This window comes from Aerosakkonema sp. BLCC-F183, from assembly GCF_041929145.1.
Classification (GTDB): domain Bacteria; phylum Cyanobacteriota; class Cyanobacteriia; order Cyanobacteriales; family Aerosakkonemataceae; genus Aerosakkonema.
In genome coordinates, this window is the sequence record NZ_JBHFNU010000061.1 from 92,273 (window position 1) to 116,305 (window position 24,033).

The following is a 24,033-nucleotide window of genomic DNA, read 5'->3' on the forward strand; positions in this document are numbered from 1 at the left end:
CCTTGTCTCGGTTGCCGCCCTTTGCCTGGGAGCGATCGCACTCGCCCCAAAAGCAGACTCAGGAGCCACTTTTGGACAAACCAACTTTAACTCAAGCCGATCGCCAAAACACAAATTCCCTCGCAATTTGATACCCTAGCTTAAATAGTCTTGGGAACAAGTCGAGCGTGGAAATTCAAATTGGGCGAGGTAAGACAGCTCGCCGAGCCTACGGTATTGATGAAATTGCGCTAGTGCCGGGGACTAGAACCCTAGACCCCAGTTTGGCAGACACTCGCTGGCGCATTGGCGGCATAGAGCGAGAAATTCCGATTATTGCCAGCGCGATGGATGGGGTGGTAGATGTCCGCATGGCAGTCTTGCTATCCCAGCTGGGAGCGATGGGCGTCCTCAACCTAGAGGGAATCCAAACCCGCTATGCTGACCCTGAGCCAATTTTAGACCGCATTGCTTCAGTCGGCAAAGATGAGTTTGTGCCACTGATGCAGGAACTTTACGCACAACCGATCGAACCAGATCTGATCGAACGCCGGATACAGGAAATTAAAAACCTTGGGGGCATCGCCGCCGTCAGCGCCACTCCCGCAGGCGCAACTAAGTACGGTTCGATCGTCGCCAAAGCAGGAGCAGACCTATTTTTCGTGCAAGCTACAGTCGTGTCCACCGCTCACCTTTCGCCGGAATCGGTGACACCGCTTGACTTAGCTGAATTTTGCCGCCAAATGCCCATACCGGTAATTTTGGGTAATTGCGTCACTTACGAAGTCGCGCTTAGCTTAATGAAAGTAGGCGCAGCCGGGATATTGGTGGGCATTGGCCCAGGCGCTGCTTGTACCTCTCGCGGCGTTTTGGGTGTAGGAATTCCGCAGGCGACTGCCGTTGCCGACTGTGCGGCAGCTCGCGACGACTATTATCGGGAAACCGGCAATTATATTCCAGTAATTGCCGATGGCGGTTTGATCACCGGCGGCGATATCTGCAAGTGCATTGCCTGCGGTGCTGATGGGGTAATGATCGGCTCACCCTTTGCCAGAGCTAAAGAAGCACCCGGACGCGGTTTTCATTGGGGTATGGCTACCCCCAGCCCTGTTTTGCCTCGCGGCACCCGCATTCGGGTCGGCACCACCGGCACTGTCGAGCAAATTCTGCGCGGGCCAGCCGGACTCGATGATGGCACCCACAACCTGCTAGGCGCACTAAAAACCAGCATGGGTACTTTGGGAGCCAAGGATATCAAGGAAATGCAGCAGGTCGAAGTGGCGATCGCTCCCTCTCTGTTAACCGAAGGCAAGCTTTACCAAAAAGCTCAACAATTAGGTATGGGTAAGTAAATTTACTTAACAAATTTACTTGAGAAATTTTCCGGGGCAGCTTGCTAAATCCCTGGAAAAAGCGAATCTGTCGCATACAATAGAAATAGCGGAGACGCATGTTTCCGTTCACTCCTCACACCACACTCCGCCCGGACTGAAGTTCGGGCGGTTCCTTATTTTAGGTAGATTTCCCCAAGCAGCCGACAGCTAATCGATTATTGGGTATAAAGCTAAAAAATGTCTATACTTTAGGATGAAAAGAACCTTTCCTTGGGTTATGGTAGAATTCCGAAGGAATTAAAGATAATATTCAGCAAGGAAGACAAGGAATGTCAGCAGCTGCACAAGTTACAGACGCTACGTTTGAACAAGAAGTAATTCAAAGCGAAATTCCGGTTTTAGTAGATTTTTGGGCTCCTTGGTGCGGTCCGTGCCGGATGGTTGCGCCTGTCGTCGATGAAATTGCAGACCAGTACAAAGACCAGGTGAAGGTCGTCAAACTAAATACCGATGAGAATCCTAATGTGGCCAGCAAATATGGAATCCGCAGCATTCCCACGCTGATGATTTTCAAAGGCGGTCAGAGGGTTGATATGGTCGTCGGCGCAGTTCCGAAAACTACTCTCTCCAACACTTTGGAGAAGTATCTCTAATCGAAAAGCGCTCGCTCGCCCGATCGTTTGAATAATGCTATTTGGGCGATTGGCTAAATCGCCAAATATCCAATTGCCAAAAATGCTGTTATCGTCCGGTTTTATGGCATTTTTCTCCGGAAATACGCTCTTATCAGTCTATCCCTCCCACCAGCCCAAAAGTGCTAAGTAAAATAAGCTTTGTCTTGTCAGCGTCTTGGATAAATTAGGATCTAAGGCGCTTTTTAATCCAATCGCTCTAATCTCGCTAGAATAGAGTACCCGCCAGTGCGAAAAAAATTATGACTATGACACCCTCGTTCAACGCACACGAATCTCTCCCGGCAGACCTGGCGGAGTTAGTTGAACGGCTACCGACGCTAAGACACAAAAAATGGGTTGAGCAATCGCTAGCTACGCTCCTGCGAATTGCTGGGAGTGAGATCGATCGTCTGGACTGGAAAATTCTCACAGCTTCTTTACAAGACCTAGAGCGAGGATTCCAGACATTCTATCCCTATAGGCACGTTCGTAAAGTCACTATCTTCGGTTCGGCTCGCCTCTCATCGGATAGTGCGGAATACCAGATAGCTGTTGACTTTGCTCGTCGCGTCACCGCTCTGGGATTTATGTTGATGACAGGAGGAGGCGGCGGCATCATGCAGGCTGGGAACGAAGGCGCTGGTGCTGAAAAATCCTTTGGGCTGAATATCAAACTCCCGTTTGAGCAGGAAGCAAACCCATTCATTGCGGGTGACCCAAAACTGATTCACTTTAAATACTTTTTTACCCGCAAACTGTTTCTCTTGAGAGAAAGCGATGCTGTAGGTCTGTTTCCCGGTGGTTTTGGCACCCAAGATGAAGCTTTTGAGTGCTTGACACTCTGTCAAACAGGCAAGTACGGGCCAGTACCTCTAATTTTGATCGATCGCCCAGGCGGAGAGTATTGGAAAGACTGGGATGCCTACATTAACAAGCACCTGGTACAGCGCGGTTTAGTGAACCCGGAAGACCGCAGCGTTTACACGATTACAGACAATTTGGATGTAGCTTGCGAAGCTATCACCAGTTTCTATCGCGTTTACCACTCCAGTCGGTATGTCGGCGACCAATTCGTCATTCGCCTCAAATCTGAGCTTAAAGACGAGGATGCCGAGCGGTTAAACGAAAACTTCAGCGACATCTTAGTCAAGGGACGGATTGAAAAAACTAAAGCTTTCCCCCAAGAAGCAGGGGATGAAACCTTTGACTTACCTCGGCTTGCTTTGTACTTCAATCAACGAGATTTCGGGAGATTGTACCAGCTGATTGCGGCTATTAACCAGCTGGATATTCCTGCACCGGAAACCGAACATCCCGAACTCAAATAATTCTGTAGGGTGGGCACTGCCCACCTATTTTTTGGCTATTCGATCTCGGTAGCGATCGCATCACGTATTCTCGGTTGCCCATCGACTCATCACCTCAATCTGCCTTAAAAGCTACCTTTTTTTCAGTATCATTGCGTAACAACGGTCTACTGGTATCACCGTAAAATTACATAACCAAAGTAAAAATTGCACCATACATTCCGCGATCGTCACCAAGACAACAGCCTGTGAATTTTGGCATCTTGATATCAATCGCCCTAAAATGGGACTCTAGATAGATGCACTAACCGCAGCATCTTTTCCAAATTTTCTATATTGTTTTCTGTTTATGACTTCAAAACACGGCACAGTTAAATTCCCTCTCTGGCAGTATCTCAACCAGCCCTTATTCAGTTCTACAACCAAACTGGAATTGAATCCCCGTCGCTTCTGTTATGTTTACAGAGTGAAACTTCTCGAACGCTGCTTGGCTAAAGAGTGCCGGTCAGAAGGTCGCCGTCCCAAGTCCACTACCGACGACTAACCGCTACAAACTTTGGCAATTAAAAATTAAAAATTTAATCTCAAGCCATCAGCCAAAAGATTGCAGATGCGATCGATTGGCTTTAGTTTTGTGACGCGAGATTTATCTGAGGTGAATGCTTGTAGCCGGCTGCGCCAACAGACTAATTAAGAGAAATCGCTTTTAAGTTTAGATTTTTAATTTTTAATTTCCACCGCACTAACTACTCAAGACCAGGTTATCTCGATGAACGACTGTTTCGGCACCTACATAACCGAGAATTGTCGGTATTTCTGCTGATTGACGACCTATAATCTTCTGTAGCTCAGTGCTGCTATAGTTTACGATTCCCCTAGCGATTTCGCGGCCTACCCCATCGCATAACAGCACGGCATCTGAGGCGTGGAACTCTCCCTTAACTTCCGTAATCCCAGCCGCTAGAAGGGATTTCCCCGCCTGAGCGATCGCCGCTACAGCCCCGTTGTCCAAGTAAAGCTGACCGACGGGTACCAAAGCGTGGGCAATCCAGCGCTTGCGGGCTTTATTTGGTTGGGGTTGCGGTTCAAAATGGGTGCCTAAAGCTTCTCCTTGCAAAATTTTGGTGATGTTGCGAGGCGACCTACCTTCGGTAATTACAGTTCTGACACCAGCCGCCGTAGCAATGCGGGCGGCAGCAATTTTGGTGACCATACCACCAGTGCCCCACGGAGAACCCCGATCGCCAGTTTCTACCTGTAATTCTGCGAGTTCGTCGATTTCCTTGACAAGATTAATCGGTTGTGCATCTGGATTGTTACGGGGATCGGCTGAATAAAGGCGATCGACATCTGTTAATAAAAACAACCAATCTGCCTCCAACAAGCTGGCGACTCTGGCAGAGAGAGTATCGTTATCGCCAAACTTCAACTCGTCAATTGCCACAGTGTCATTTTCGTTCACCACTGGGATAACGCCCAGGCGCAGCAGTTCTTGGAACGTATTGTAAGCGTTAAGATAGCGGCTGCGCTGCATCAAATCGCTGCGAGTCAGCAATACCTGCGCGATCGGCTGTTCCAGAGAAGTGAACAAATCATCGTAGATCCGCATCAAGCGTCCCTGCCCCACAGCTGCCACCGCCTGCTTCAAGGCCATACTGCGCGGTCTTTCCCGCAGTCCCAGACGAGCGCAGCCCACCCCCACCGCTCCCGATGATACCAGTATGACGCGGTGTCCCGATGTGCGAAGGTGAGTGAGGGTTTCGATTAAAGCGGCGATGGTAGAAAGGGCCAGATTCCCCGTAGACGGATCGGTGAGGCTGGATGTGCCAATTTTGACTACTATTATTTCAGACATAGCGATCTCACATTGTAGACTTTCTTGAGCCATTTGTGCTTGCCGATCGCTAATCGTTGATGACAGGCGTTTCAAGGGCCAGCCAATCCCAAATCCTTGCATCGAGTGACCGATCCAAAATTTTAAAGCGTCAGCCGTTTCCGGGTGGAAGGCTGACGCTTGTAGAGGTATTCACAGTGATTTATGGTTAGGGTCTTTATCTCGGCTGACCCCATTTCAACCAATATACACAATGCCACGATTTTCAAAAAAATCAGAATTTCATAATAATTTTTTTATGTTTCCCTTTGTCAGGGTTTGTAATGCTGTTTTAAGTTTTGTTGCTTTGCTGACAAAGTTGCGCCCAGGATTTGAGAAAGCCAAACTTCCAGATTCCGTACCGGGTAGGACTGCACAGCTTGACCGGAATCGACGATCGGATCTACCAAGATGGTGAACATACCCAGACGATTGCCAGCCAGCACATCTGTAAACAAGCGATCGCCCACCATCCCCACCTGTTCCACCCCTAAATTCATCTGGGCGACAGCTTGTCTTAATTTCCGTCGCGAAGGCTTGCTAGCACTGTGCAGATAAGGCAAATTCAAAGAGCGGGCAATTCCGCCAATGCGAGTTTCGCTGAGGTTATTGCTCACCAGCCACATCTGGGCCACTTGTCTGATTTCATCTACCCATAGCCGGAGTTCCTCAGAAGCCTGTTGTACCTTCATAGGTACGAGAGTTTCATCCACATCCAATACCAGACCCTTGAGGTTATATTGTTCTAGCATTTGCGGTGTCAGACTCAAAATTGAGCCCTCCAGAACTAGATCGGGCTGTAGGTGAGCTACCCAAGACATAAGCGATAGTGAAGTGACTGGTGAAAAGGCGATTGGGAACAAAAAACTATAAATCAAAAGTTGCCATTTTAATTTTTAATTTTTAATTCCTCTTGACGTCGGGCGGCGCGTTGTTTTCGGATTGCCACAACAGCGGCTTCGTGTTCTGCCAGGGTGCGACTGAACACATGACTGCCATCGTAGCGAGCCACAAAAAACAGATATTCCGTATCTTCAGGATTGAGGACTGCTTTGAGACTGGCCAATCCGGGACTGGCGATCGGAGTCGGCGGCAGACCTCGATTGAGATAGGTATTATAGGGAGAAGGCGTCCCAACTTGCTTGAACGTTAAAGGTCGATCTGCGGTTTGCTGAATATTCAATCCGTACTCAACCGTTGGGTCAGATTCCAGTTTCATACCCTGGCGCAAACGTCGGATAAAAACTCCGGCAATGCGAGGGCGTTCCACAGGAAGCACCGCCTCTTTTTCTACGATACTGGCTAGAGTCGCCCACTGGAGCAGGCTGTACTGGGTTCGGTTTGGGTCTTTTTGATAGACCGGCAAAGCTAATTCCTCAAAGCGTTTGAGCATTGTGTTGATAATGCTTTGAGGCGTTATCGAACCCGTTGCTGCTACCTGATAGGTATCTGGGTACAAAAAGCCTTCCAAGTGAGGTATGGCGCTGGGTAGCCAGGGAAAGCGATCGCGAGGGATCTGGCTGGCGGCAGCTAAAAAATCTTGGGCTTTGAAAAAGCCTTGAGATTCAAAATAAGCTGCCATCTGCTTGCGCGACCAACCTTCCGGAATAGTGAAGCTACGCTGTAACTCTTTGCCTGTAGTAACTTCCGCCGCTATTTCTGGCAGCGACTGCGTGGGGGATAACTGGTAGGTACCTGCCTTAAACCCCGGCTTGTTTTGCACGGACAACCAACGCGCCCACAAGTTCCAAGCTTGCGCCGAACGAATCAAACCGGCAGACTCCAAATCCCGGCCAATTTGGGAACTAGAAGTTCCTGGCGGAATACGAATTTGCACCCATTTTTTGGATTCCGGCGGTGCTGTGGCGGGTACTGCTCCCTGCGGGGGCCCAGAAGCCCAACTCCACCAAGCCCAGCCTTGCCAAGCGCTTCCTAGCAGCACCGCTGGGAATAGGGCAAGATAAAACAACCACTTGGAGAGGCGCATAGCTTTACCTTATTCCAATTCATCGAACAATTGTTCTTCTAGCATTGGCTGCACCCTTTGAAATTCTTCTGGGGAAAGTAACTCGGCTTTACCCCCTTGAGTCAGACGACCAAAGAATAACAGCGGATCGAGGGGTGTGTAAATGGCGTATTCCTGTTCCTCGTGGTAAAAACTGGCCAGGAACTGCAACTCTTCTGGCTGTTGCTGGGATATTTCATCCTCAATTTCCAGGGTGAGAATTTCTTCTTCGTCCACTTCTGGCAATTCACCGGCTACGGTCAGAGAGAATGCGGTGTGCTTGAGAACGAGGTCTTGCTCTGCCAGGACAGCTTGGGCAGTAGGAAAGATTTTGTTAATGCTCTCGTCGTCTTCTATGAGAGTTGCTGCCTCTTCCTCCTCGAAATCTTCATTCCAAGCAAAAATTTCTACTGGTGAGTCAACGGGTAATAAGAGAACGTACTCTTTCCCCTCAACTTCCAGAAACCGCTCGATGTAACAGGCTAGTTCGCGTCCCGCTTCATCCTTGAGGATGACGGGTTCGTCTTGAGAATATCCATTTTCTTTCTGTTTAGACATTAGAAGGCTCCAAGCAAGGGGAGTGCTATTTCCGCGTGCGACGCTCGTCCAACCATTGTTGCAAAATTATGGACGCAGCAATCCGATCGATCGAACTTTTATGGCGGGATGGGGATTTTTTGGCCCCTTTTAACATTTCTTCCGCCTGAAATGAGGTTAGTCGTTCGTCAACATACTCTACAGGCAATTGCAAGGCTTTGCCGACGCGCTGGGCAAATTTCTGTACTTGTCGAGCTTGAAAACCTAAAGTTCCGTTCATGGAATAAGGTAAGCCAATGACAAGGACTTCTGCCTGTCGATCGGCTACAAGTTCCCTCAAATGCTGCACATCCCGCTCGAACGATTTGCGCTCGATCGTGGTCAGACCTGTGGCAATCAGACCGATGCGATCGCATCCGGCTACCCCTATGCGCTTGCTACCGACATCCAATCCCAGTGCTGATATCGTCCCCTGTTGAGTGTTTTTCGTTATGGCCGCAGGGGGGCAGGGGGGCAGAGGGGCAGGGGGGCTATTTTCATCATTCATCCTTTATCCGCTGGGTATTGTTAAGTTTGAGTTCTGTCTTAAAACCTAGTAGCATATCAATATTGTACAGCATAAGCCTGACAAAAATATGTCAAAGCGACTAGATTTAAGACTGCCAGAGGAAGATATTGCGCTACTTGAGGCATACTGCAAGGCAACCGGAGCTACAAAAACGGGAACGGTTAGAATGCTGCTCCAGATTCTCAAAGATGAACATTTGTTAGCGATTGTTAGAAAAACGCTCACTGTTGATTAACCCTAGCAAGAAGGTTTTTCTTGGTGAGTTTCGCCGCCATCGACGTTGGATGAGTTGCCAGAGGAACCGTTGCGAGATACTTTAAAAGCGACGCCTCCGACTGTTTCCGAGGCAGATTCCGATTTTGACCCTGGTTGCCCGGAAACGTTCGATGCTAAATCAGTTCTTGCCGATTCTGGCATTGCTAGCTGCCGCGATCGCAACCAAGACATTCTTCCCGGTACTGGTTGGCGAGAGCGCTGCAAACCTTGCAGCACTTCAGACAAGGGCAGTCCTTCTAAGGATACCAGTTTCGATTCCCGCAGCTTATGCCAAACGGAACGAGACATCAGGAGGGTATGTTGCACTCGTTCAGCGCCGAGTTGTTCTAGATATTCTTCTCGTTCTGGTTGGTAGTCGGCTGAAGCTAGTTGCAAAGATTGGGGCGGGAAATCTTGGGCGATGCGGGCCATCTGGGCTAGCAATTCCGGATAAAGCCAGGTGTAGGCGGGATGAACCGTCAGTTGGGCGGTGTGGGGCACGGAACCGTTGCGGCTGAGTTGGATTTGAAAATAACCGATCGCTGCTTTGCGCTGCGTTTCAAACACGTAGCCGCTTACTACTTCGGTTTGGCCAAACCATTGTTTCAATCCTTCTATTAAAGCGCCAAAGAAGCTGGTTTTGAAGTCTTGGACGTGGCGATCGAATACTTGCCGCACCAAAGGGGGCATGGATGCGGTATCGAGTTGATAGAGCAGTTGGGCATCGGCGTTGCTGACCGGCAATAGGTTAGGTAAATCCGGTTCTCCTTGTTGCAGTTCTTGGAGTATATCCGGTGCGATCGCCCAATAAGTCATTTGGGCTAAGGGCTGAAAGCCATTTTGTCGATACAGAGCCAGTGTCGTTTTATCGTGAATATTTACTTCTAGCAACCAAGTGCGTGCTTCCCAAATCGTCTCGAAGCAGTAGCGCAGCAATTGGGAACCTATGCTTTGGCTGCGTGCTTTTGGGTCAACCACCACCTGTTCTACTCGCCAAGTACTGCGCGTGCGATTAAACGGGGATATTTGAATTGTGCCCCGAACTTGCTGCTCTTGTTGGGCCACATAAGCGCAGAACTTATACTGGAACGGGTTGGGAAACCAACTCAACAACTTGAATAACCAGTACCAGCTGCGAACCCTTTGCAGCTGCCTTTTTGTGTCAGCACAGCAGCTGTGGTCTTCTGCCTCACACGCCTGTGTAAAAATCTGTTCGAGCGCTTCCAGATCCCGGTATTGGACTGGACGGATGACAACTTTTGGCTCTTGGGCGTTAAATTCGGTCATGTGAAGACGGGTTCGCGGAGGTATCAGTTTCAGTGTACCACTCGACTCGTAAAGCGGGTTCTTTAACAGGAGAACCGCTCTCACGATATCTTTAGGAATATTTTTCACCCGCTCCGCTTAAAAAGCAATTGCTAGTAGCGGCGGTTATTGTTACGATCTTAACTGCTTTCGCTGCTTTTTACTTGCGAATTTTCCCTGGAAATTGTATATTTTTATCGAGATTGGCTAAGTATTATTACTCGCTCGAAAACTACGTACCATTACACAAGTTAAGTAATTCCAGAAACCCGTACACGCCCCGAACGGGAGGAAGAAGAGGTAGAAAATAACAAGGCTTCATAGCGGATTTATTGGGATGATTCTGTTAATCGTTGATTCGTTTTAAAGCTGGAGGGGAAGGGTATCTGTTAACATCAATTAAAAGTTGTGTTTCCAGGATGCGATCGCTCTGATTAAACTGAAATATTCTCTCTGTTACTTCCCCAATTTCCGTCAAAGGTTGAATTGTTGCACCCTCCAAACGGAAATGTTCGCTCCAGCGATCGCGTCTGGGATTAAAAAATCTCACCAGTTCACCTGTCCGCCAAATAATCGAACCTAAATCTGTGCCTTTATTGAGATTGCAATATAAACAAGAGTATGCTAAGTTTTCCGCCGTCGTTTCGCCACCGTGCTTGATACTGATAATGTGGTCAAATTGACAACCGCCGCTATCTTCTTCAGAAATTAAACAATATTCACACAGACAATCAGCCCGTTGAGTTACTAATTGTTTCAGTTCTTTAGTTATGTAGATACGAGACATAAGCTTTATCTATTGCGCTACTGATTGAAGGTATTTATGAGCTTTAGCTTTAGCCAATCGAATGATATGCTCGACAACCAATAATTGAGCAATTTCGTTTTTTTCTTGCTCAGATATTTCGCCAATTTTAGCGCGTTCAACTAAATCTTCTATCTGTTCTTTTGTTGCTTCGGAAAATTGAAATTTAGCCATACTTTCTGGAGTTGTGCCTTTGGCAATAAAATCAATGAATTCATCATAGATTTTCTGAGTTTTAAGTAAAGCAGTCATTGTTACCTTGTCAACAGTGATGAGATGGAGTTATATTGACATTATATAACAATCAACCAACCTTAGCTAATAACTAAATAAATGATATGCCTAGCGCAGATCGATCGCACTTCATTCGCCACACTTTAAATAAGTATTATTTTTGACAATAAATCCTCACATATTCTCGAAAAACAGGAGATAAATCAAACAAAACTTTCTCCCCTTCTATTGATTTAACTAAATAGCGTTTTTGCAAAGATTGTAACCCATTGATAAAATCTGTTGATGACAAAGCTAAAGCGTCTCTTAAATCCTCTCTTGACACGGGTTGATTAGATTTACTCAATTCTAAAACAATTTGTTGCTCTATAGGTGATAGTCGATCGAACAATTCACCTAACCGAAATTTCATCTCTTCCGTTAACAGCAGAGTGTCTTCCCTTAAAAAATCAGATACTTTACCACCAAAAATACTTTTGATCGTACTAACAATATCTTTCAAATAAACAGGATTGCCTTCATATAGATTGAGCAACGCTAACCAGCTTTGCTCATCTTTCAATCCCCAATTTTTCAGGATGTCCGTATTATCTAAACCTTTTAAATCTAAACATTTAACAGGATATAACTGCTCATCTAAACAGAGCATTTCTTGGCATTGTTCTTGACCGATTAAGATTAAACTACTTTGATGTTCGATTTCGGTCATCATGGTAAAAAATGTTTTGTAGTCTTTATATTCAGTTTTGTAGTTTCCTGCCAATTGTCCGCTAGTAAATAAGTCTTGCACATCATCAAGTACGATCAAACATTTTTGCTGGCGGAGAAGGTTGAATAGTTGAGTTAATTTATTGTCAGTTTGAATAAGTTCGGAATTGATCAGTGTGAAAATATCGGTGATAATTGTATCTAAAAAAGGGGATAGTTTGATGCTTTTCCAGATGATGACATCGAATTGTGATAGATTTAGGTCAACGAACTGTTTAACGAGGGTGGTTTTACCGATACCGCTGAGTCCTAAAACCGAGATGAGACGGGGGTTTTGGGTGGTTAACCAGCGGGAGAGGGTTTGGAGTTCGAGAGTGCGATCGTAGAAATGGGTGATTTTTGGTGCTAGGGTTAGGTCGTGATATGATTTTTCTGTCAGATTAATTTGATTGTCTTTATTAGAATTACTATTATTTTTTTGATTTAATGGGCATACATTAAAACTACTATTGTTGCCTATGCAAATTACCTGTGAAGAATTAGGCCAATTAAACGAATTTTTTAATCTCTCTATTGTCGAACAGAAATTTGATTTATTAATATCTTCTCCCAATTGGTTAGATAAAATTTTATATAATTCACGGCTAACATTGCCGATATGATTTTCACTATGATAACCAAACTCTTTTGCGATTTCAGCGTAAGTTTTACCTTCCCAAATTCCTTGAACTACATTCTTTTGTAAGTTATTGAGATGGTTTCCTGTTTGCTTGAACACTAACTGATCCACCCATTGTAAAATTTCCGTTACAGGCATAGATGCTAGATTTAGTGAGGATTTCAGCCATTATAGCTTAATTTCACGGCAGAATATCGAGGGTTTTCGAGGGTTTTTGTTAGATTTTTTTACAAAAGACAGAGGGAAATCAAGTTTTTTTGTGTGGCAGGGTTCCGAAACAATACTTTACTGTATGTCAAAAAGGGTACTCATACATCAGATATGACTATTAAAATTGCTGTAGCTGGACACGCCAATTTCGGTAAGACAACCCTCATTAGAACTTTAATGCGAATGGACGTTGGCGAAGTTAGGAATTCACCAAATGTTACCATAGAAGGGGAATTTTATTACTACAAGGGACTTCAAGCAACTTTTATTGACACTCCAGGCTTTCAACACGCCGATCTTGTTTCATTATATTTAGAGGGAGTATCATTACCGGAAGAATATATAAAAGAATTAAAATATGATTTTAAAGCTATAGATGTAATTAAACGAAGTGATGTTGTTATTTATTTAGGTAATTTAAGCGATGCTGCTAAGGATTCTGATAAAACACTAATTGATATTATTAAAAGAATACAACCTAAAGTTGTAGGTGTTTTAAATCAATATCACAAAAACTTACTAGGCAGTAATTTAGAAGAAGTTGACAACCTTTGTCTTCAATGGACTGAAGTGTTGAATCAGAAAGGTATTGCTAATGTTATAGTTTTTGATGCTCATTGGGATAAGCGTTCTAAAGAGAAAAAAATTTATGATGCTATTTGTGAGATTCTGGATGATAGCCAAAAAGCAGAGTTTTCAGAAAGATTAAATAAATTTAAAGTACGTCAAACAAAAATTAGAGAGGAAGTTTGTGAAACCTTAGCTGAAAGTGTTGAAATTTGGCAAGAAATTAGAGTCTCCGGTAAGAAAGGTGAATCTCTATATCGAGAAATAGAATGTCGAGAAAAAATTGCAAGAGCAATATACAAAGAAACAGTAAAATTTATTGCCTATGTCAGCCAATTATATGAAGTTGCTGCTGAATATCCAACCGATTCCGCAGAAAATTTGATATTCAAAACAAAGGAGATATTGAAAACACAAGAAATAATTTCTATTCCTGGAAGATTAGGAATGACTACGGGTTTAGCAGCAGTTTTTGGTACTATTGGTGCTATTGTTGGAGGACTTGTAGGTGCTGTAATTACAGGGGGCTTAAGTGGTGGTTTAGCTACAATCCCAGGTGGAATTGAGGGAGCAAAAATATTTGGCGCAATAGGAGCAAGTTTAGGAAGTTTAGCGGTATTTTCTGATAGTGACGATCGAGTAAATATAACCATAACATCAGCACAGATTGAGGATAGCGTTAAAAATTTATTAGCTATTGTCTGGGGACTTGAGCATAATGGTTTTGGTCGGGGGAAAAATTTGTCTGAAGATGAGGCTAAAGATATGAAGAGTCAGATTGAAGAATTACACGCTAAACAAAAAATTGATGATTGGACTAAAGTAAATCGAGGCATAGTTATCAATTATTGTAAGAATATTCTCAATGATTTAGAAAATTATTAATTTGTTTTGATATGTGATATGATGGAGATAAGTGCAATTATTACGGTTTGGATTTGCGATTAGGAATAATAATTTCCCTGCTGAGATCTTGCACCTGTTGCAATAACCCGACGGGGGTTAAAACCCCCGTCTAATAGCGAAAGTCCACTAAAGTGGACTGGGAGAAGATTTCAGTCCACTTTAGTGGACTTTCGCTGTTAGCAAGGGAATTTATTCCCTTGCGGGTTTTGCTTGTAGGTTTTGAGACTAACTGACAATGCTGCAAGTGCGATCGCCTATCTCATAGTTTACATCAAACCCAAAAAGTTATCGATGAGATAACTAACTTGACATAAAGTACGAGCAACTCTTCGCTTTAACTACTTCCGATCGCACTGCATTAGGAATAATAATTTCCCTACAGAGATCTTGCACCTGTTGCAATAACCCGACGGGGGTTAAAACCCCCGTCTAATAGCGAAAGTCCACTAAAGTGGACTGAAATCTTCTCCCAGTCCACTTTAGTGGACTTTCGCTGTTAGCAAGGGAATTTATTCCCTTGCGGGTTTTGCTTGTAGGTTTTGAGACTAACTGACAATGATGCAAGTACGATAGTTATGGATAATTATTAGGATTTTCAATCATCAAACTGATTGCGTATTAATGTTGCATCTGTAATGCTAATACTTCCACTGCGCGATCGCCGCGTAATTGCAGCAATAATTTCGACACCAGTTATTGCGGCAATAAATACCTCATTATTTAAAGTTGGGTCGAATAGCCCTAAAACCCAAGCCGAGCCAATTTCGCTAATATAACGCTTGACCAAGGCGCTACTATCGATGAAGTAAATTGCCATTTAACGCCGTTCCTCAATGATAGTTTCAGAAACAGCTTTTCCCTCCACCTGAATTAATTTTCTCTCCTCGATCGGTTGATATGCAGGATGCTTAATCTGCTTCACTAATCCAGAATTAATCAAAGCTTGGTGAAATGCTGCTTTCTTAGTACTTTCTTCTCGCTCGGTCAGATATTTTTGAATTGTTTGATTAAGTTGCTGAATCTCTTCTATTTCAAGTGTATCAAGCTGTTCAATTATCTGATTCAAATTTTTTGTGGCCATAATTTTTGGGCTAAATAGTTGTAAATTTTTATTTTATGTGCTTTGATAGAGTAATTATATCATAAAGATGTGCAGAGTGCGATCGAGTGCGATCGCCTATCTCATAGTTTACATCAAACCCAAAAAGTTATCGATCAAACAATTAACTTAACTATCTGACGCACCCTACGAAGTTTTTGGTAAAGGTTGAATAGGTGCGATCGCAAATATTAAAACTTACTCGTATACGTCGCGGCGGTGAGCAATTACAACCACAATAACTCGACCTTCATCTTCTTCACTATTGATATCAACATCAGTAACAACATTATCTTTAATATAATAAACCACACGATAGTCACCAACACGATAGCGGTAATAACCAGCAAAATTTCCTTTCAAAGGTTTAATATTTGGATGATTGAGAGGATCTTCTTGCAGTCGCTCAAAGCATCTAGCAAGCTTTTTCGCTAACGGGAGATTAGCAGAAGCATAAAACTGCTCTGCTTCAAGTGATAACTGTACTCTATACATCGTCTCGTACTTTTTGCCAGTCAGTTACCCTTCCCGCAGCAACATCTTCTTTCCCCCGTTCAAAAGCTGCAACAAAACCGGGAATTTCTAACAATTCCTGAGTTGCTTCGTTACTTTCCCGTTCTGCTAAATAAGCTAAAAAATCAGCAGCAACACGCAATCGTTCAGGGGATAATCGATCGACGTATTGTTTGACCTGTTGGCGAATCTCGTTAGTGGTGTTCATAGACAATTGCAGTATGGGCAATATCACTTACCCATTATAACCTGCAACTTCTGTTTTTGGAAGTGAGTGCGATCGCACTCCCCTATCACCAAGCATAGATTATGGTATAATTTTGATATTGATTCTTTCGTTGGTTAATTAATCAATGCTAACTTACATTAAAATCAATGGCTTCAAATCATTTCATAATTTTGAGATGGAATTTACAGCTTTAACTGTAATTGCCGGAGTAAACGCATCAGGTAAAAGTAATTTATTTGATGTTTTACAACGTAAGCTGAATTTAACAAAAGTAATTGAATATTTACAAACTGGCGATCCTAAAAATGCAATCGGAGCTTTATTGAATCGGCAATTCGTGTAGCTGGAAATCAGAAAACTCAACGTCGCCGTCGAGAATTGACTATTGGTGAATTATATCAGCCGATCGCACAACAAATAGAATTAAACAAACTGAATAGTTTACCTTATTATCAAAAGTTTAAAGAAGCTGTCAGAAATATTTTTACCGAATTAGGTTATTTGCATTAAATAGCCAGCAAACAGTTATCCCATAACACTTTCAGACCCTAAATAGCGATAGACTAACCAATATAGCTAGGAAATCCATGAGGAGAACAATAGATGTTGTCAGCTTACCGTCAACAGGTTGCTGAAAGAGCGGTTTTAGGAATTCCGCCGCTACCATTAAACGCACAGCAGACTTCGGAGTTATGCGAACTGCTGAAAAATCCGCCATCCGGGGAAGAAGAGACATTGTTGGATTTGCTGACAAATCGCGTTCCTCCGGGTGTGGATGCAGCTGCTTATGTGAAAGCGGGATTTCTCACTGGTGTTGCAAAGGGCGAAATCACTTGTCCCCTGATTACTCCCCAATCAGCAGTTTACCTGTTGGGTACGATGTTGGGTGGGTACAATGTGCAATCCTTGGTGGATTTGCTCAAATCTCACGATAGCTTAATTGCAGGGGCAGCAGCCACAGCTTTAAGTAAGACATTGTTGGTGTTTGATGCTTTTAACGATGTCCTGCATTTGTCAGATGTCAATCCTTATGCTAAGCAGGTAGTGGATGCTTGGGCGGAAGCGGATTGGTTTATCGGGCGTCCCCAATTGCCGAAAACGATTACGGTGACGGTGTTTAAGGTTCCCGGCGAAACGAATACCGACGATTTGTCCCCTGCTCCTCATGCTACCACTCGCCCGGATATTCCGTTGCACGCTACCGTGATGTTGGAATCGCGGATGCCGGGGGCGTTGCAAACTATTGCACAATTGAAGGAAAAAGGGTATCCTGTCGCTTATGTGGGGGATGTTGTGGGGACTGGTTCTTCGCGCAAGTCCGCGATCAATTCGGTGTTGTGGCATATTGGGGAAGATATTCCTCACGTTCCCAACAAGCGATCGGGAGGATATATATTAGGAAGTGCGATCGCTCCTATCTTCTTCAATACTGCCGAAGATTCCGGTGCATTGCCGATCGAATGCGATGTTACCAAAATGGAAACTGGAATGGTAATTACCATTCATCCCTACACCGGAGAAATTACCAACGAAGCAGGCGAAGTTATCTCCAATTTTACCCTCAAACCAGATACAATTCTCGACGAAGTAAGAGCAGGCGGACGCATTCCTCTCTTAATCGGACGCACTCTCACCGATAAAACTCGCGCGGCATTAGGATTAGAACCGAGTACCGTTTTCACCCGTCCAAAACAACCCACAGACACTGGCAAAGGCTACACTTTAGCACAAAAAATGGTCGGCAAAGCTTGCGGATTACCCGGTGTTCGTCCCGGTACATCTTGCGAACCAATTATGACCACAGTTGGTTCCCAGGATACCACAGGCCCGATGACAAGAGATGAGTTAAAAGAACTCGCTTGTTTGGGATTTAGTGCAGATTTAGTCATGCAAAGTTTCTGCCACACCGCAGCATATCCCAAACCAGTTGACGTAAAAACTCATAAAGAATTACCCGATTTCATGGCACAACGCGGCGGTGTTGCATTGCGTCCGGGAGATGGAATTATTCACTCTTGGTTAAACCGAATGTTGTTACCGGATACGGTAGGAACTGGTGGCGATTCTCACACTCGTTTTCCATTAGGAATTTCCTTCCCCGCAGGTTCTGGTTTAGTAGCATTTGCAGCTGCTTTGGGCGTGATGCCTTTGGATATGCCGGAATCAGTTTTAGTGCGATTCAAAGGTGAATTGCAACCCGGTGTAACTCTGCGAGATATCGTCAACGCGATTCCTTATGTAGCAATTCAAAAAGGATTGCTAACTGTGGAGAAGAAGAATAAGAAAAATGTCTTCTCCGGGCGAATTATGGAGATTGAAGGTTTGCCAGATTTGAAAGTCGAGCAAGCTTTTGAATTGACCGATGCAACTGCCGAACGTTCTTGTGCTGGTTGTACGATTAAGCTGAGTGTAGAAACCGTTTCCGAGTATATCCGTTCCAACATTGCGCTATTGAAAAATATGGTAGCGCGAGGTTATCAAGATGCGCGTACTATCATGCGCCGCGTGGCGAAAATGGAACAATGGTTGGCAAATCCAATATTATTGGAAGCTGACGCGGATGCAGAATATGCAGAAATCATCGAAATCGATTTGAACGAGATTAAAGAACCAATTGTTGCTGCACCAAATGACCCGGATAATATTAAATTATTGTCCGAAGTTGCTAACGACCCAGTGCAGGAAGTATTCGTTGGTTCTTGCATGACAAATATCGGTCATTATCGCGCTACTGCCAAAGTTTTGGAAGGCGAAGGTGCGGTGAAAACTCGGTTGTGGATTTGTCCGCCAACTCGGATGGATGAACAGCAATTGAAAGAAGAAGGTTACTACGGCATTTTCGGTGCTGCTGGTGCGCGTACAGAAATGCCCGGTTGCAGTCTTTGTATGGGTAATCAAGCGCGAGTTGCTGACGCTACAACGGTGTTTTCAACTTCTACCCGAAATTTCAATAATCGCATGGGTAAAGATGCGCGAGTTTATCTAGGTTCGGCTGAATTAGCAGCAGTTTGTGCGCTGTTGGGAAGGATTCCAACGGTGCAGGAATATCTGGATATTGTGGCGAAGAAAATTCATCCTTTAGCTGGCGATTTGTATCGGTATTTGAATTTCGATGAAATTGCTGGTTTTGAAGATGAAGGAAGAGTGATTGCGTTGGAAGATATGCCTAAGATTGAGGATATTTTGGGTATTCCGGCGGGTGCGTTGAATTAGAATGATGGTAGGGTGGGCAAAAGCCCATCCTACTAACCCATTACAGCTAAGGTTAATACCATGAAACTAGACCGCATTACCAGCGATCCCAATCGCATGAACGGACAACCCTGCATTCGTAACCTTCGTCTTACCGTTCGTCGCGTCATCGAGTTACTTGCAACTTATCCCGATCGAAATGAACTACATCAAGAGTTTCCAGAATTGGAAGATGAAGACATTCGGCAATCTCTGATTTTTGCATCCTCCTATCTAGATGATCGCATCATTGAACTACCTAATCCCTATGAAACTGTTGCTTGATCAAGGTTTGCCACTTTCTGCGGCAAGATTGTTACGTGATGCAGGAATTGACACAATTCATGTTGGTGAAATTAATCTATCCGCCGCTGAAGACGGAGAAATTATTCAAAGGGCAAGAGAGGACAATCGGGTTGTTGTAACACTTGATGCGGACTTTCACACATTGTTAGCCCTTGATGAAGCGGTTTCTCCATCAGTGATTCGCATTAGAATTGAAAGGTTACGTGCCCAAGCATTAACTGAGTTGTTGCTAAGAACTATTAGTGAATGTGAGGAGGATCTACAACAAGGTGCGGCAGTAACGATTGAGACACGAAGAATTCGTATTCGCCATCTGCCGTTGTTGCCTGATGTCTAACAAAAATATTGTGCAATGAATTGGTTAATTTATTATGTTGCTAAATAGGATATTAGGCATTAGACGAAAACTACATATTTATCTAAAATAAATACATTAGGTTAAATTAGGTTATAATATTAGAGGTGCGTTTGCTCTATTATTTTATACTTCTTAGTTAAAAATTTGATTCTGATGCCAGCAAAAGATACTTACCATGATGCGGTTAAAAATGCTTTAATTAAGGATGGCTGGACGATTACTGCCGATCCTTATACGATTAAATATGAAGAACTACAGTTATTTGCCGATTTGCTAGCGGAAAGAGTGGTAGAAGCTCAACGAGATGGAGAACAAATTATTGTGGAAATTAAAAGTTTCCTCAGTCGCTCCCAGATGCGTGACTTTGAATCGGCATTAGGTCAGTATATTGTCTATCGTACTTTATTAAAATATATTCTGCCTGGGTCTAAAATCTATTTAGGGATTGGGCAAGATATTTATCAATCATTTTTTGCCCAAAAAGCAATTAAACTTGTAGTTGAAGAGAATAACATTCTTTTAGTTGTCGTTAATCTCAATAAGGAGGAGATTGTCCAATGGATAAGTTAAGTCATTATCGGAACTCAATCAAAAAAATTCTCACAGAATATGAAGAATTAGCTTCAAAAACTCCTAATCCTCCAGGGGTTGACAGTGTATTAGCTTTTGATGAGGGAAGAGATCAATACCTTTGGTTTCAAACTGGTTGGCATGAAAGTAAAAAAGTTAGGGCTATCACTGTTTACGTGCGGATTAAAAATGAGAAAATTTGGATTGAGGAAGATTGGACAGAGGAAGGTATTGCCACTGAATTATTAAGGGAAGGAGTGCCTCAGAGTGATATTGTTTTAGCTTTTCATTCTCCTGAGATGAGAAAGTTTACAGAGTTTGCTTTAGCCTAATGAAAAAGATAACTCCCTATCAAAATGCGATCAAGCAAATTTTAACTGAATACGAACGTATTTCAGCACAAGTCCCTGTCCCTGATGTGGATGAAGTGTTAATGTTTGATGATGAAAGGAAACAATATCTTTGGTTTAATATTGGGTGGAAGCAAGGGAAAAGAGTTAAAGGAATTTCTGTCTATATTCGGATTAAAAATGAGAAGATTTATATTGAGGAAGATTGGACAGAGGAAGGAATGGCAAATGAGTTATTGAGGTTAGGTGTTCCCAAAGAGGATATTGTGTTAGCTTTTCAACCTCCAGAGGTGAGAAAGTTTACTGATTTTGCTATCGTATAAATTAAGAGGAGATTAGCTATGAGTCAAGGATCGATCGCAACTCCAAAAAATCTCTACGATCGCGATTTTTATCTGTGGATTCAAGCAACTGCTCAACAGTTAAAAGAAGGTAAATTTAATGAAATAGATATTCCTAATCTGGTAGAAGAAATTGAAAGTATGGGCAGAAGTGAGAAGCGAGAATTGAAAAGCCGTTTAATCGTGCTTTTAATGCACCTCTTAAAATGGCAATATCAGCCGGAAAAGCGCAGTGAAAGTTGGCGTAGCACCATCAGCGAACAGCGTATTTGTATTGAAGAATTATTAGAAGATAGTCCCAGCTTGCAACCTTTAATTTCTGAAGTGTTTGATGATTGTTATCAAAAAGCACGTTTGAAAGCATCGGAGGAAACAGGGATTAAGTTAAACTTTTTCCCTAAAGAGTCACCTTTTACTTTAGAAGAAACTTTGCAAGCTAGTTTGTTAAATGACTAAATTCAGATGAACAAATACCTACTTTAGCTTGCTAAATATAGCAAATGCGATCGCATTGCTGGTTTTGAGGATGAAGGAAGGGTAATTGCGTTGTCAGATATGTCTAAGATTGAGGATATTTTAGGTATTCCGGCGGGTGCGTTGAATTAGAATGATGGTAGGGTGGGCAAAAAGCCCACCTTATTTTGAACGAACCGCAGAGACGCAGAGCACGCAGAGCGAAGAGGAGAGAATAAAAGGGGTAATGGTAGGGGATTTGGTATTACAGGATGAGTTAGCAGGTGAATGAATTTATGGAAGTTGAATAATGTAAAGGTTGATTGAAATACTGTGAGGTATAATATTGGAGTGGGGTTTTGTAACTCACTCTATATTTTTTAGATATTTGATTCTAATGCCAGCAAAAGATACTTACCATGATGCGGTTAAAAATGCTTTAATTAAGGATGGTTGGACGATTACTGCCGATCCTTATTTTATCATATACAAGAAATTAAAACTCGTTGCCGATTTGGGTGCTGAACGTCCATTTTCAGCAGAAAGAGAAGGAGAAAAAATTGTTGTTGAGGTTAAGAGTTTCCTTAGTCCATCCTTTATTTACGATTTAGAGCAAGCCCTTGGTCAGTATATCCTTTATCGCAACTTTCTCAAAAGAACTGCACCTGATAGGCAAATTTATTTAGCAATGAGTCAGCGTATTTATAAGGTTAATTTTGATGAAACTTTCCAAATCGTTGTTGAGGAAAATCAGCTAAAACTAATTATTGTAGATACAGATAAGGAGGTTATCACAAAATGGATAAATTAAGCCATTATCGGTCACTGATTCAGAAAGTTCTCACAGAGTACGATCGACTTTGTTCTCAAGTTGCAACTCCCGATATGGAAACGCTATTAGCTTTTGACGAACAAAGAGATCAATATATATGGTTTCAAGTCGGATGGACTCCAGAGGAGAGAATAAAAGGGATTACAGTTCATATTCGGATTAAAAATGAGAAAATTTACATTGAGGAAGATTGGACAGAGGAAGGAATGGCAAATGAGTTATTGAAATTAGGCGTTCCTAAAGAGGATATTGTGTTAGCTTTTCAACCTCCAGAGATGAGAAAATTTACTGATTTTGCTATCGTATAAATACGATTAATTAGCAGGTGAAGCAATGGAATTTTACACAGTGGTACTCAGGCAGAGTGCGGGTTATTGGGTGGCTTTGTGTTTAGAAAATGGATTAGTAGGGCAGGGAAGCAATCCAGAAGAATCTATTAGTAAACTTAAAGAGGCTATAGAATCTTTTCAAAAAGTTTATGAAACAGAAACAAATGTTTATAAAGCTCCAATTTCTATAGAAGAGTTACATGAATTTTTGACGGTTGAGGGCGAGGATATTAATTCAGATATTTATGAATTAAGGAAAGTTTATGCCTAAAAATATACCTTCCCTTAAACCGAAGCAGTTAATCAAGATTTTGGAGAAAAATGGCTGCACATTCTATAGAGAGGGAAAAGGGGATCATTGTTTATATGTTCGTGAATTTGGGGATATCCGAAGAGTTGTCCCTATTGATATGGGTGCAGGGGAGATGTCGCCTGCTTATGTATTGCGAATTTTTAGGCAATTTGGGTTTACTGATGAGGAGATTATAAACCTTCTAGGGTGAACTAAATTTACCACTACTTGAAGAATTATTTGAAATGCGATCGCATTGTTGGTTTTGAGGATGAAGGAAGGGTAATTGCGTTGTCAGATATGCCTAAGATTGAAGATATTTTGGGTATTCCGGCGGGTGCGTTGAAGTAGAATGATGGTAAGCTGGGCTTTTGCCCAGCTTACCACACTGAGATTTTTAAAAGAAAAGGGAAACAGAAATTATCAATTGCCAGAAGAGTTGGAATTTTGGACAGATTAACTTTGTCAAAGGCAGTAGTAATTCTATCTACAGCCAAAGTTACGTTTTATTAAGCGCGATCACCTATTTAAGAAGAAGCATTTTATACTTGTGCTAGTGAATAACAAGTCGGAACAACACACACAAGTTTTGCTCGTAAAAATTCTGTAAACTTAAGCTTTGTAAGAGGTCTATAATATGCAATATAAAGATAAATTTGATCTAGGTCAAAAAATATATGGAGAAATGCCTTTCAGAAAACCATTTACTTTGAGTTCTGCTTATCCAGATAGGATGGAACCGTTCGTAGAAGCTATACCTTTTGAAGGGGTAGTAACACAAATATCAAGTGATGGAAAAGTAAAAAAATTCAGATTGACAAAGGCAATTAATATAGAAAATGAATCAACTAAAAAATCTAGAGAGGAAGGAACCCTTTTAGGTGATGTTGGAGATACTATTACAGTTAATGATTCCCCAGGATGGAACATTAGAGCATTAACCAGTTAATACAATTTTGCAATAGATATATTCACTGTCAAAGTCATTAGTGTTTGGGAATATCGTAAGTTTATCAAAAGAACTGCACCTGATAGACAACTTTATTTAGCAATGAGTCAGCGTATTTATCAGGTTAACTTTGATGAAACGTTCCAAATCGTTGTTGAGGAAAATCAGCTAAAACTAATTATTGTAGATCCAGATAAGGAGGTGATCACAAAATCGATAAAATAAGCCATTATCG

Annotated in this window: 34 protein-coding genes and 1 pseudogene; 22 read left to right on the plus strand and 13 right to left on the minus strand. The window is 42.8% G+C overall.

Going from position 1 to position 24,033, the window contains the following annotated elements:
* Nucleotides 1–167: 167 nt before the first annotated feature.
* The 4 genes from ACE1CD_RS17605 to ACE1CD_RS17620 all read left to right on the plus strand — a co-directional run bounded on the left by ACE1CD_RS17605 (nucleotide 168) and on the right by ACE1CD_RS17620 (nucleotide 3,838).
* On the plus strand, nucleotides 168–1,331 hold the full coding sequence (locus ACE1CD_RS17605) for a GuaB3 family IMP dehydrogenase-related protein (RefSeq protein WP_374794182.1): 1,164 nt from the start codon (nucleotides 168–170) through the stop codon (nucleotides 1,329–1,331).
* 311 nt (nucleotides 1,332–1,642) lie between these two features.
* Nucleotides 1,643–1,966: a thioredoxin gene (trxA, locus tag ACE1CD_RS17610; RefSeq protein WP_190464556.1), complete on the plus strand. Its 324-nt coding sequence runs from the start codon at nucleotides 1,643–1,645 to the stop codon at nucleotides 1,964–1,966.
* A 281-nt stretch (nucleotides 1,967–2,247) separates the two neighbouring features.
* Nucleotides 2,248–3,315: an LOG family protein gene (locus ACE1CD_RS17615; protein WP_374825794.1), complete on the plus strand. Its 1,068-nt coding sequence runs from the start codon at nucleotides 2,248–2,250 to the stop codon at nucleotides 3,313–3,315.
* 328 nt (nucleotides 3,316–3,643) lie between these two features.
* A complete protein-coding gene (locus ACE1CD_RS17620; RefSeq protein ID WP_374825795.1) occupies nucleotides 3,644–3,838 on the plus strand; it encodes a hypothetical protein in 195 nt (64 codons plus the stop codon).
* Between the two features lie 198 nt (nucleotides 3,839–4,036).
* On the opposite strand, the gene proB is transcribed toward ACE1CD_RS17620, so the two are convergent.
* The 5 genes from proB to ruvX all read right to left on the minus strand — a co-directional run bounded on the left by proB (nucleotide 4,037) and on the right by ruvX (nucleotide 8,256).
* Nucleotides 4,037–5,149: a glutamate 5-kinase gene (gene proB, locus ACE1CD_RS17625; protein WP_374794211.1), complete on the minus strand. Its 1,113-nt coding sequence runs from the start codon at nucleotides 5,147–5,149 to the stop codon at nucleotides 4,037–4,039.
* A gap of 290 nt (nucleotides 5,150–5,439) precedes the next feature.
* Nucleotides 5,440–5,988, minus strand: coding sequence for a YqeG family HAD IIIA-type phosphatase (locus ACE1CD_RS17630; protein ID WP_374825797.1), 549 nt, complete (start codon nucleotides 5,986–5,988; stop codon nucleotides 5,440–5,442).
* Between the two features lie 68 nt (nucleotides 5,989–6,056).
* Nucleotides 6,057–7,154 (minus strand): endolytic transglycosylase MltG, encoded by a 1,098-nt coding sequence (gene mltG, locus ACE1CD_RS17635; RefSeq protein WP_374794178.1) that lies wholly within the window; start codon nucleotides 7,152–7,154, stop codon nucleotides 6,057–6,059.
* A gap of 9 nt (nucleotides 7,155–7,163) precedes the next feature.
* Nucleotides 7,164–7,730, minus strand: coding sequence for a DUF3727 domain-containing protein (locus ACE1CD_RS17640; RefSeq protein WP_374794177.1), 567 nt, complete (start codon nucleotides 7,728–7,730; stop codon nucleotides 7,164–7,166).
* Nucleotides 7,731–7,755: 25 nt separating this feature from the next.
* Entirely contained in the window at nucleotides 7,756–8,256 is a 501-nt protein-coding gene (ruvX, locus tag ACE1CD_RS17645) for a Holliday junction resolvase RuvX (RefSeq protein ID WP_374794176.1), read from the minus strand.
* A gap of 88 nt (nucleotides 8,257–8,344) precedes the next feature.
* Here ruvX and ACE1CD_RS17650 point away from each other — a divergent pair, with 88 nt between their 5' ends.
* The gene (locus tag ACE1CD_RS17650) at nucleotides 8,345–8,512 is read left to right on the plus strand and encodes a hypothetical protein (protein ID WP_374794175.1); all 168 of its coding nucleotides are present in this window, start codon (nucleotides 8,345–8,347) and stop codon (nucleotides 8,510–8,512) included.
* Between the two features lie 2 nt (nucleotides 8,513–8,514).
* Here ACE1CD_RS17650 and ACE1CD_RS17655 read toward each other — a convergent pair whose 3' ends face one another.
* The 4 genes from ACE1CD_RS17655 to ACE1CD_RS17670 all read right to left on the minus strand — a co-directional run bounded on the left by ACE1CD_RS17655 (nucleotide 8,515) and on the right by ACE1CD_RS17670 (nucleotide 12,401).
* A complete protein-coding gene (locus tag ACE1CD_RS17655) occupies nucleotides 8,515–9,819 on the minus strand; it encodes a GNAT family N-acetyltransferase (RefSeq protein ID WP_374825799.1) in 1,305 nt (434 codons plus the stop codon).
* A 364-nt stretch (nucleotides 9,820–10,183) separates the two neighbouring features.
* Nucleotides 10,184–10,624, minus strand: coding sequence for an HNH endonuclease (locus ACE1CD_RS17660; RefSeq protein WP_374825801.1), 441 nt, complete (start codon nucleotides 10,622–10,624; stop codon nucleotides 10,184–10,186).
* Nucleotides 10,625–10,633: 9 nt separating this feature from the next.
* Nucleotides 10,634–10,894, minus strand: coding sequence for a hypothetical protein (locus ACE1CD_RS17665; RefSeq protein WP_374794172.1), 261 nt, complete (start codon nucleotides 10,892–10,894; stop codon nucleotides 10,634–10,636).
* Between the two features lie 136 nt (nucleotides 10,895–11,030).
* Nucleotides 11,031–12,401, minus strand: coding sequence for an NB-ARC domain-containing protein (locus ACE1CD_RS17670; protein WP_374825803.1), 1,371 nt, complete (start codon nucleotides 12,399–12,401; stop codon nucleotides 11,031–11,033).
* A 183-nt stretch (nucleotides 12,402–12,584) separates the two neighbouring features.
* Between ACE1CD_RS17670 and ACE1CD_RS17675 the strand changes: the two genes are divergently transcribed.
* A complete protein-coding gene (locus tag ACE1CD_RS17675) occupies nucleotides 12,585–13,925 on the plus strand; it encodes a GTPase (protein ID WP_374825805.1) in 1,341 nt (446 codons plus the stop codon).
* A 616-nt stretch (nucleotides 13,926–14,541) separates the two neighbouring features.
* Here the strand turns inward: ACE1CD_RS17675 and ACE1CD_RS17680 are convergent.
* The 4 genes from ACE1CD_RS17680 to ACE1CD_RS17695 all read right to left on the minus strand — a co-directional run bounded on the left by ACE1CD_RS17680 (nucleotide 14,542) and on the right by ACE1CD_RS17695 (nucleotide 15,766).
* The gene (locus tag ACE1CD_RS17680) at nucleotides 14,542–14,763 is read right to left on the minus strand and encodes a type II toxin-antitoxin system VapC family toxin (protein WP_374825807.1); all 222 of its coding nucleotides are present in this window, start codon (nucleotides 14,761–14,763) and stop codon (nucleotides 14,542–14,544) included.
* A complete protein-coding gene (locus tag ACE1CD_RS17685; RefSeq protein WP_374825809.1) occupies nucleotides 14,764–15,027 on the minus strand; it encodes a hypothetical protein in 264 nt (87 codons plus the stop codon).
* 216 nt (nucleotides 15,028–15,243) lie between these two features.
* Complete coding sequence (locus ACE1CD_RS17690) at nucleotides 15,244–15,540, minus strand: type II toxin-antitoxin system RelE/ParE family toxin (RefSeq protein WP_374825811.1); 297 nt, start codon at nucleotides 15,538–15,540, stop codon at nucleotides 15,244–15,246.
* A complete protein-coding gene (locus tag ACE1CD_RS17695) occupies nucleotides 15,533–15,766 on the minus strand; it encodes a hypothetical protein (RefSeq protein ID WP_374794164.1) in 234 nt (77 codons plus the stop codon). The genes ACE1CD_RS17690 and ACE1CD_RS17695 overlap by 8 nt, the downstream gene beginning before the upstream one ends.
* A gap of 145 nt (nucleotides 15,767–15,911) precedes the next feature.
* Here ACE1CD_RS17695 and ACE1CD_RS17700 point away from each other — a divergent pair, with 145 nt between their 5' ends.
* From ACE1CD_RS17700 to ACE1CD_RS17775, 16 genes and pseudogenes are all read left to right on the plus strand, one after another.
* Nucleotides 15,912–16,130, plus strand: coding sequence for an AAA family ATPase (locus ACE1CD_RS17700; protein ID WP_374825813.1), 219 nt, complete (start codon nucleotides 15,912–15,914; stop codon nucleotides 16,128–16,130).
* Between the two features lie 35 nt (nucleotides 16,131–16,165).
* Nucleotides 16,166–16,297, plus strand: a complete 132-nt coding sequence (locus ACE1CD_RS17705) for a hypothetical protein (protein WP_374794162.1) — start codon at nucleotides 16,166–16,168, stop codon at nucleotides 16,295–16,297.
* Between the two features lie 93 nt (nucleotides 16,298–16,390).
* Nucleotides 16,391–19,000 (plus strand): bifunctional aconitate hydratase 2/2-methylisocitrate dehydratase, encoded by a 2,610-nt coding sequence (acnB, locus tag ACE1CD_RS17710; RefSeq protein ID WP_374825815.1) that lies wholly within the window; start codon nucleotides 16,391–16,393, stop codon nucleotides 18,998–19,000.
* A gap of 60 nt (nucleotides 19,001–19,060) precedes the next feature.
* Nucleotides 19,061–19,303, plus strand: coding sequence for a DUF433 domain-containing protein (locus tag ACE1CD_RS17715; protein WP_374794160.1), 243 nt, complete (start codon nucleotides 19,061–19,063; stop codon nucleotides 19,301–19,303).
* Complete coding sequence (locus tag ACE1CD_RS17720) at nucleotides 19,287–19,661, plus strand: DUF5615 family PIN-like protein (protein ID WP_374794159.1); 375 nt, start codon at nucleotides 19,287–19,289, stop codon at nucleotides 19,659–19,661. Before ACE1CD_RS17715 ends, ACE1CD_RS17720 begins: the two co-directional genes overlap by 17 nt.
* A gap of 174 nt (nucleotides 19,662–19,835) precedes the next feature.
* The gene (locus ACE1CD_RS17725; RefSeq protein ID WP_374825817.1) at nucleotides 19,836–20,252 is read left to right on the plus strand and encodes a XisH family protein; all 417 of its coding nucleotides are present in this window, start codon (nucleotides 19,836–19,838) and stop codon (nucleotides 20,250–20,252) included.
* Nucleotides 20,240–20,584, plus strand: coding sequence for a XisI protein (locus ACE1CD_RS17730; RefSeq protein WP_374794157.1), 345 nt, complete (start codon nucleotides 20,240–20,242; stop codon nucleotides 20,582–20,584). Before ACE1CD_RS17725 ends, ACE1CD_RS17730 begins: the two co-directional genes overlap by 13 nt.
* A complete protein-coding gene (locus ACE1CD_RS17735) occupies nucleotides 20,584–20,925 on the plus strand; it encodes a XisI protein (RefSeq protein ID WP_374794156.1) in 342 nt (113 codons plus the stop codon). The genes ACE1CD_RS17730 and ACE1CD_RS17735 overlap by 1 nt, the downstream gene beginning before the upstream one ends.
* 18 nt (nucleotides 20,926–20,943) lie before the next feature.
* The gene (locus ACE1CD_RS17740) at nucleotides 20,944–21,399 is read left to right on the plus strand and encodes a DUF29 domain-containing protein (RefSeq protein WP_374794155.1); all 456 of its coding nucleotides are present in this window, start codon (nucleotides 20,944–20,946) and stop codon (nucleotides 21,397–21,399) included.
* Between the two features lie 394 nt (nucleotides 21,400–21,793).
* Nucleotides 21,794–22,207 carry a XisH family protein gene (locus ACE1CD_RS17745; protein WP_374825819.1) on the plus strand — a complete coding sequence of 138 codons (414 nt, stop codon included), beginning with the start codon at nucleotides 21,794–21,796 and terminating at the stop codon, nucleotides 22,205–22,207.
* Nucleotides 22,195–22,536: a XisI protein gene (locus ACE1CD_RS17750; RefSeq protein WP_374825821.1), complete on the plus strand. Its 342-nt coding sequence runs from the start codon at nucleotides 22,195–22,197 to the stop codon at nucleotides 22,534–22,536. The genes ACE1CD_RS17745 and ACE1CD_RS17750 overlap by 13 nt, the downstream gene beginning before the upstream one ends.
* A 25-nt stretch (nucleotides 22,537–22,561) precedes the next feature.
* Nucleotides 22,562–22,828, plus strand: a complete 267-nt coding sequence (locus tag ACE1CD_RS17755; RefSeq protein ID WP_374825823.1) for a hypothetical protein — start codon at nucleotides 22,562–22,564, stop codon at nucleotides 22,826–22,828.
* The gene (locus tag ACE1CD_RS17760) at nucleotides 22,821–23,060 is read left to right on the plus strand and encodes a type II toxin-antitoxin system HicA family toxin (protein WP_374825825.1); all 240 of its coding nucleotides are present in this window, start codon (nucleotides 22,821–22,823) and stop codon (nucleotides 23,058–23,060) included. Before ACE1CD_RS17755 ends, ACE1CD_RS17760 begins: the two co-directional genes overlap by 8 nt.
* A 17-nt stretch (nucleotides 23,061–23,077) precedes the next feature.
* Nucleotides 23,078–23,200, plus strand: a pseudogene (locus ACE1CD_RS17765) (hypothetical protein); the annotation flags it as partial.
* A gap of 286 nt (nucleotides 23,201–23,486) precedes the next feature.
* The gene (locus ACE1CD_RS17770; RefSeq protein WP_374825827.1) at nucleotides 23,487–23,798 is read left to right on the plus strand and encodes a hypothetical protein; all 312 of its coding nucleotides are present in this window, start codon (nucleotides 23,487–23,489) and stop codon (nucleotides 23,796–23,798) included.
* 36 nt (nucleotides 23,799–23,834) lie between these two features.
* Nucleotides 23,835–24,023 carry an element excision factor XisH family protein gene (locus tag ACE1CD_RS17775; RefSeq protein WP_374825869.1) on the plus strand — a complete coding sequence of 63 codons (189 nt, stop codon included), beginning with the start codon at nucleotides 23,835–23,837 and terminating at the stop codon, nucleotides 24,021–24,023.
* Nucleotides 24,024–24,033: the final 10 nt, after the last annotated feature.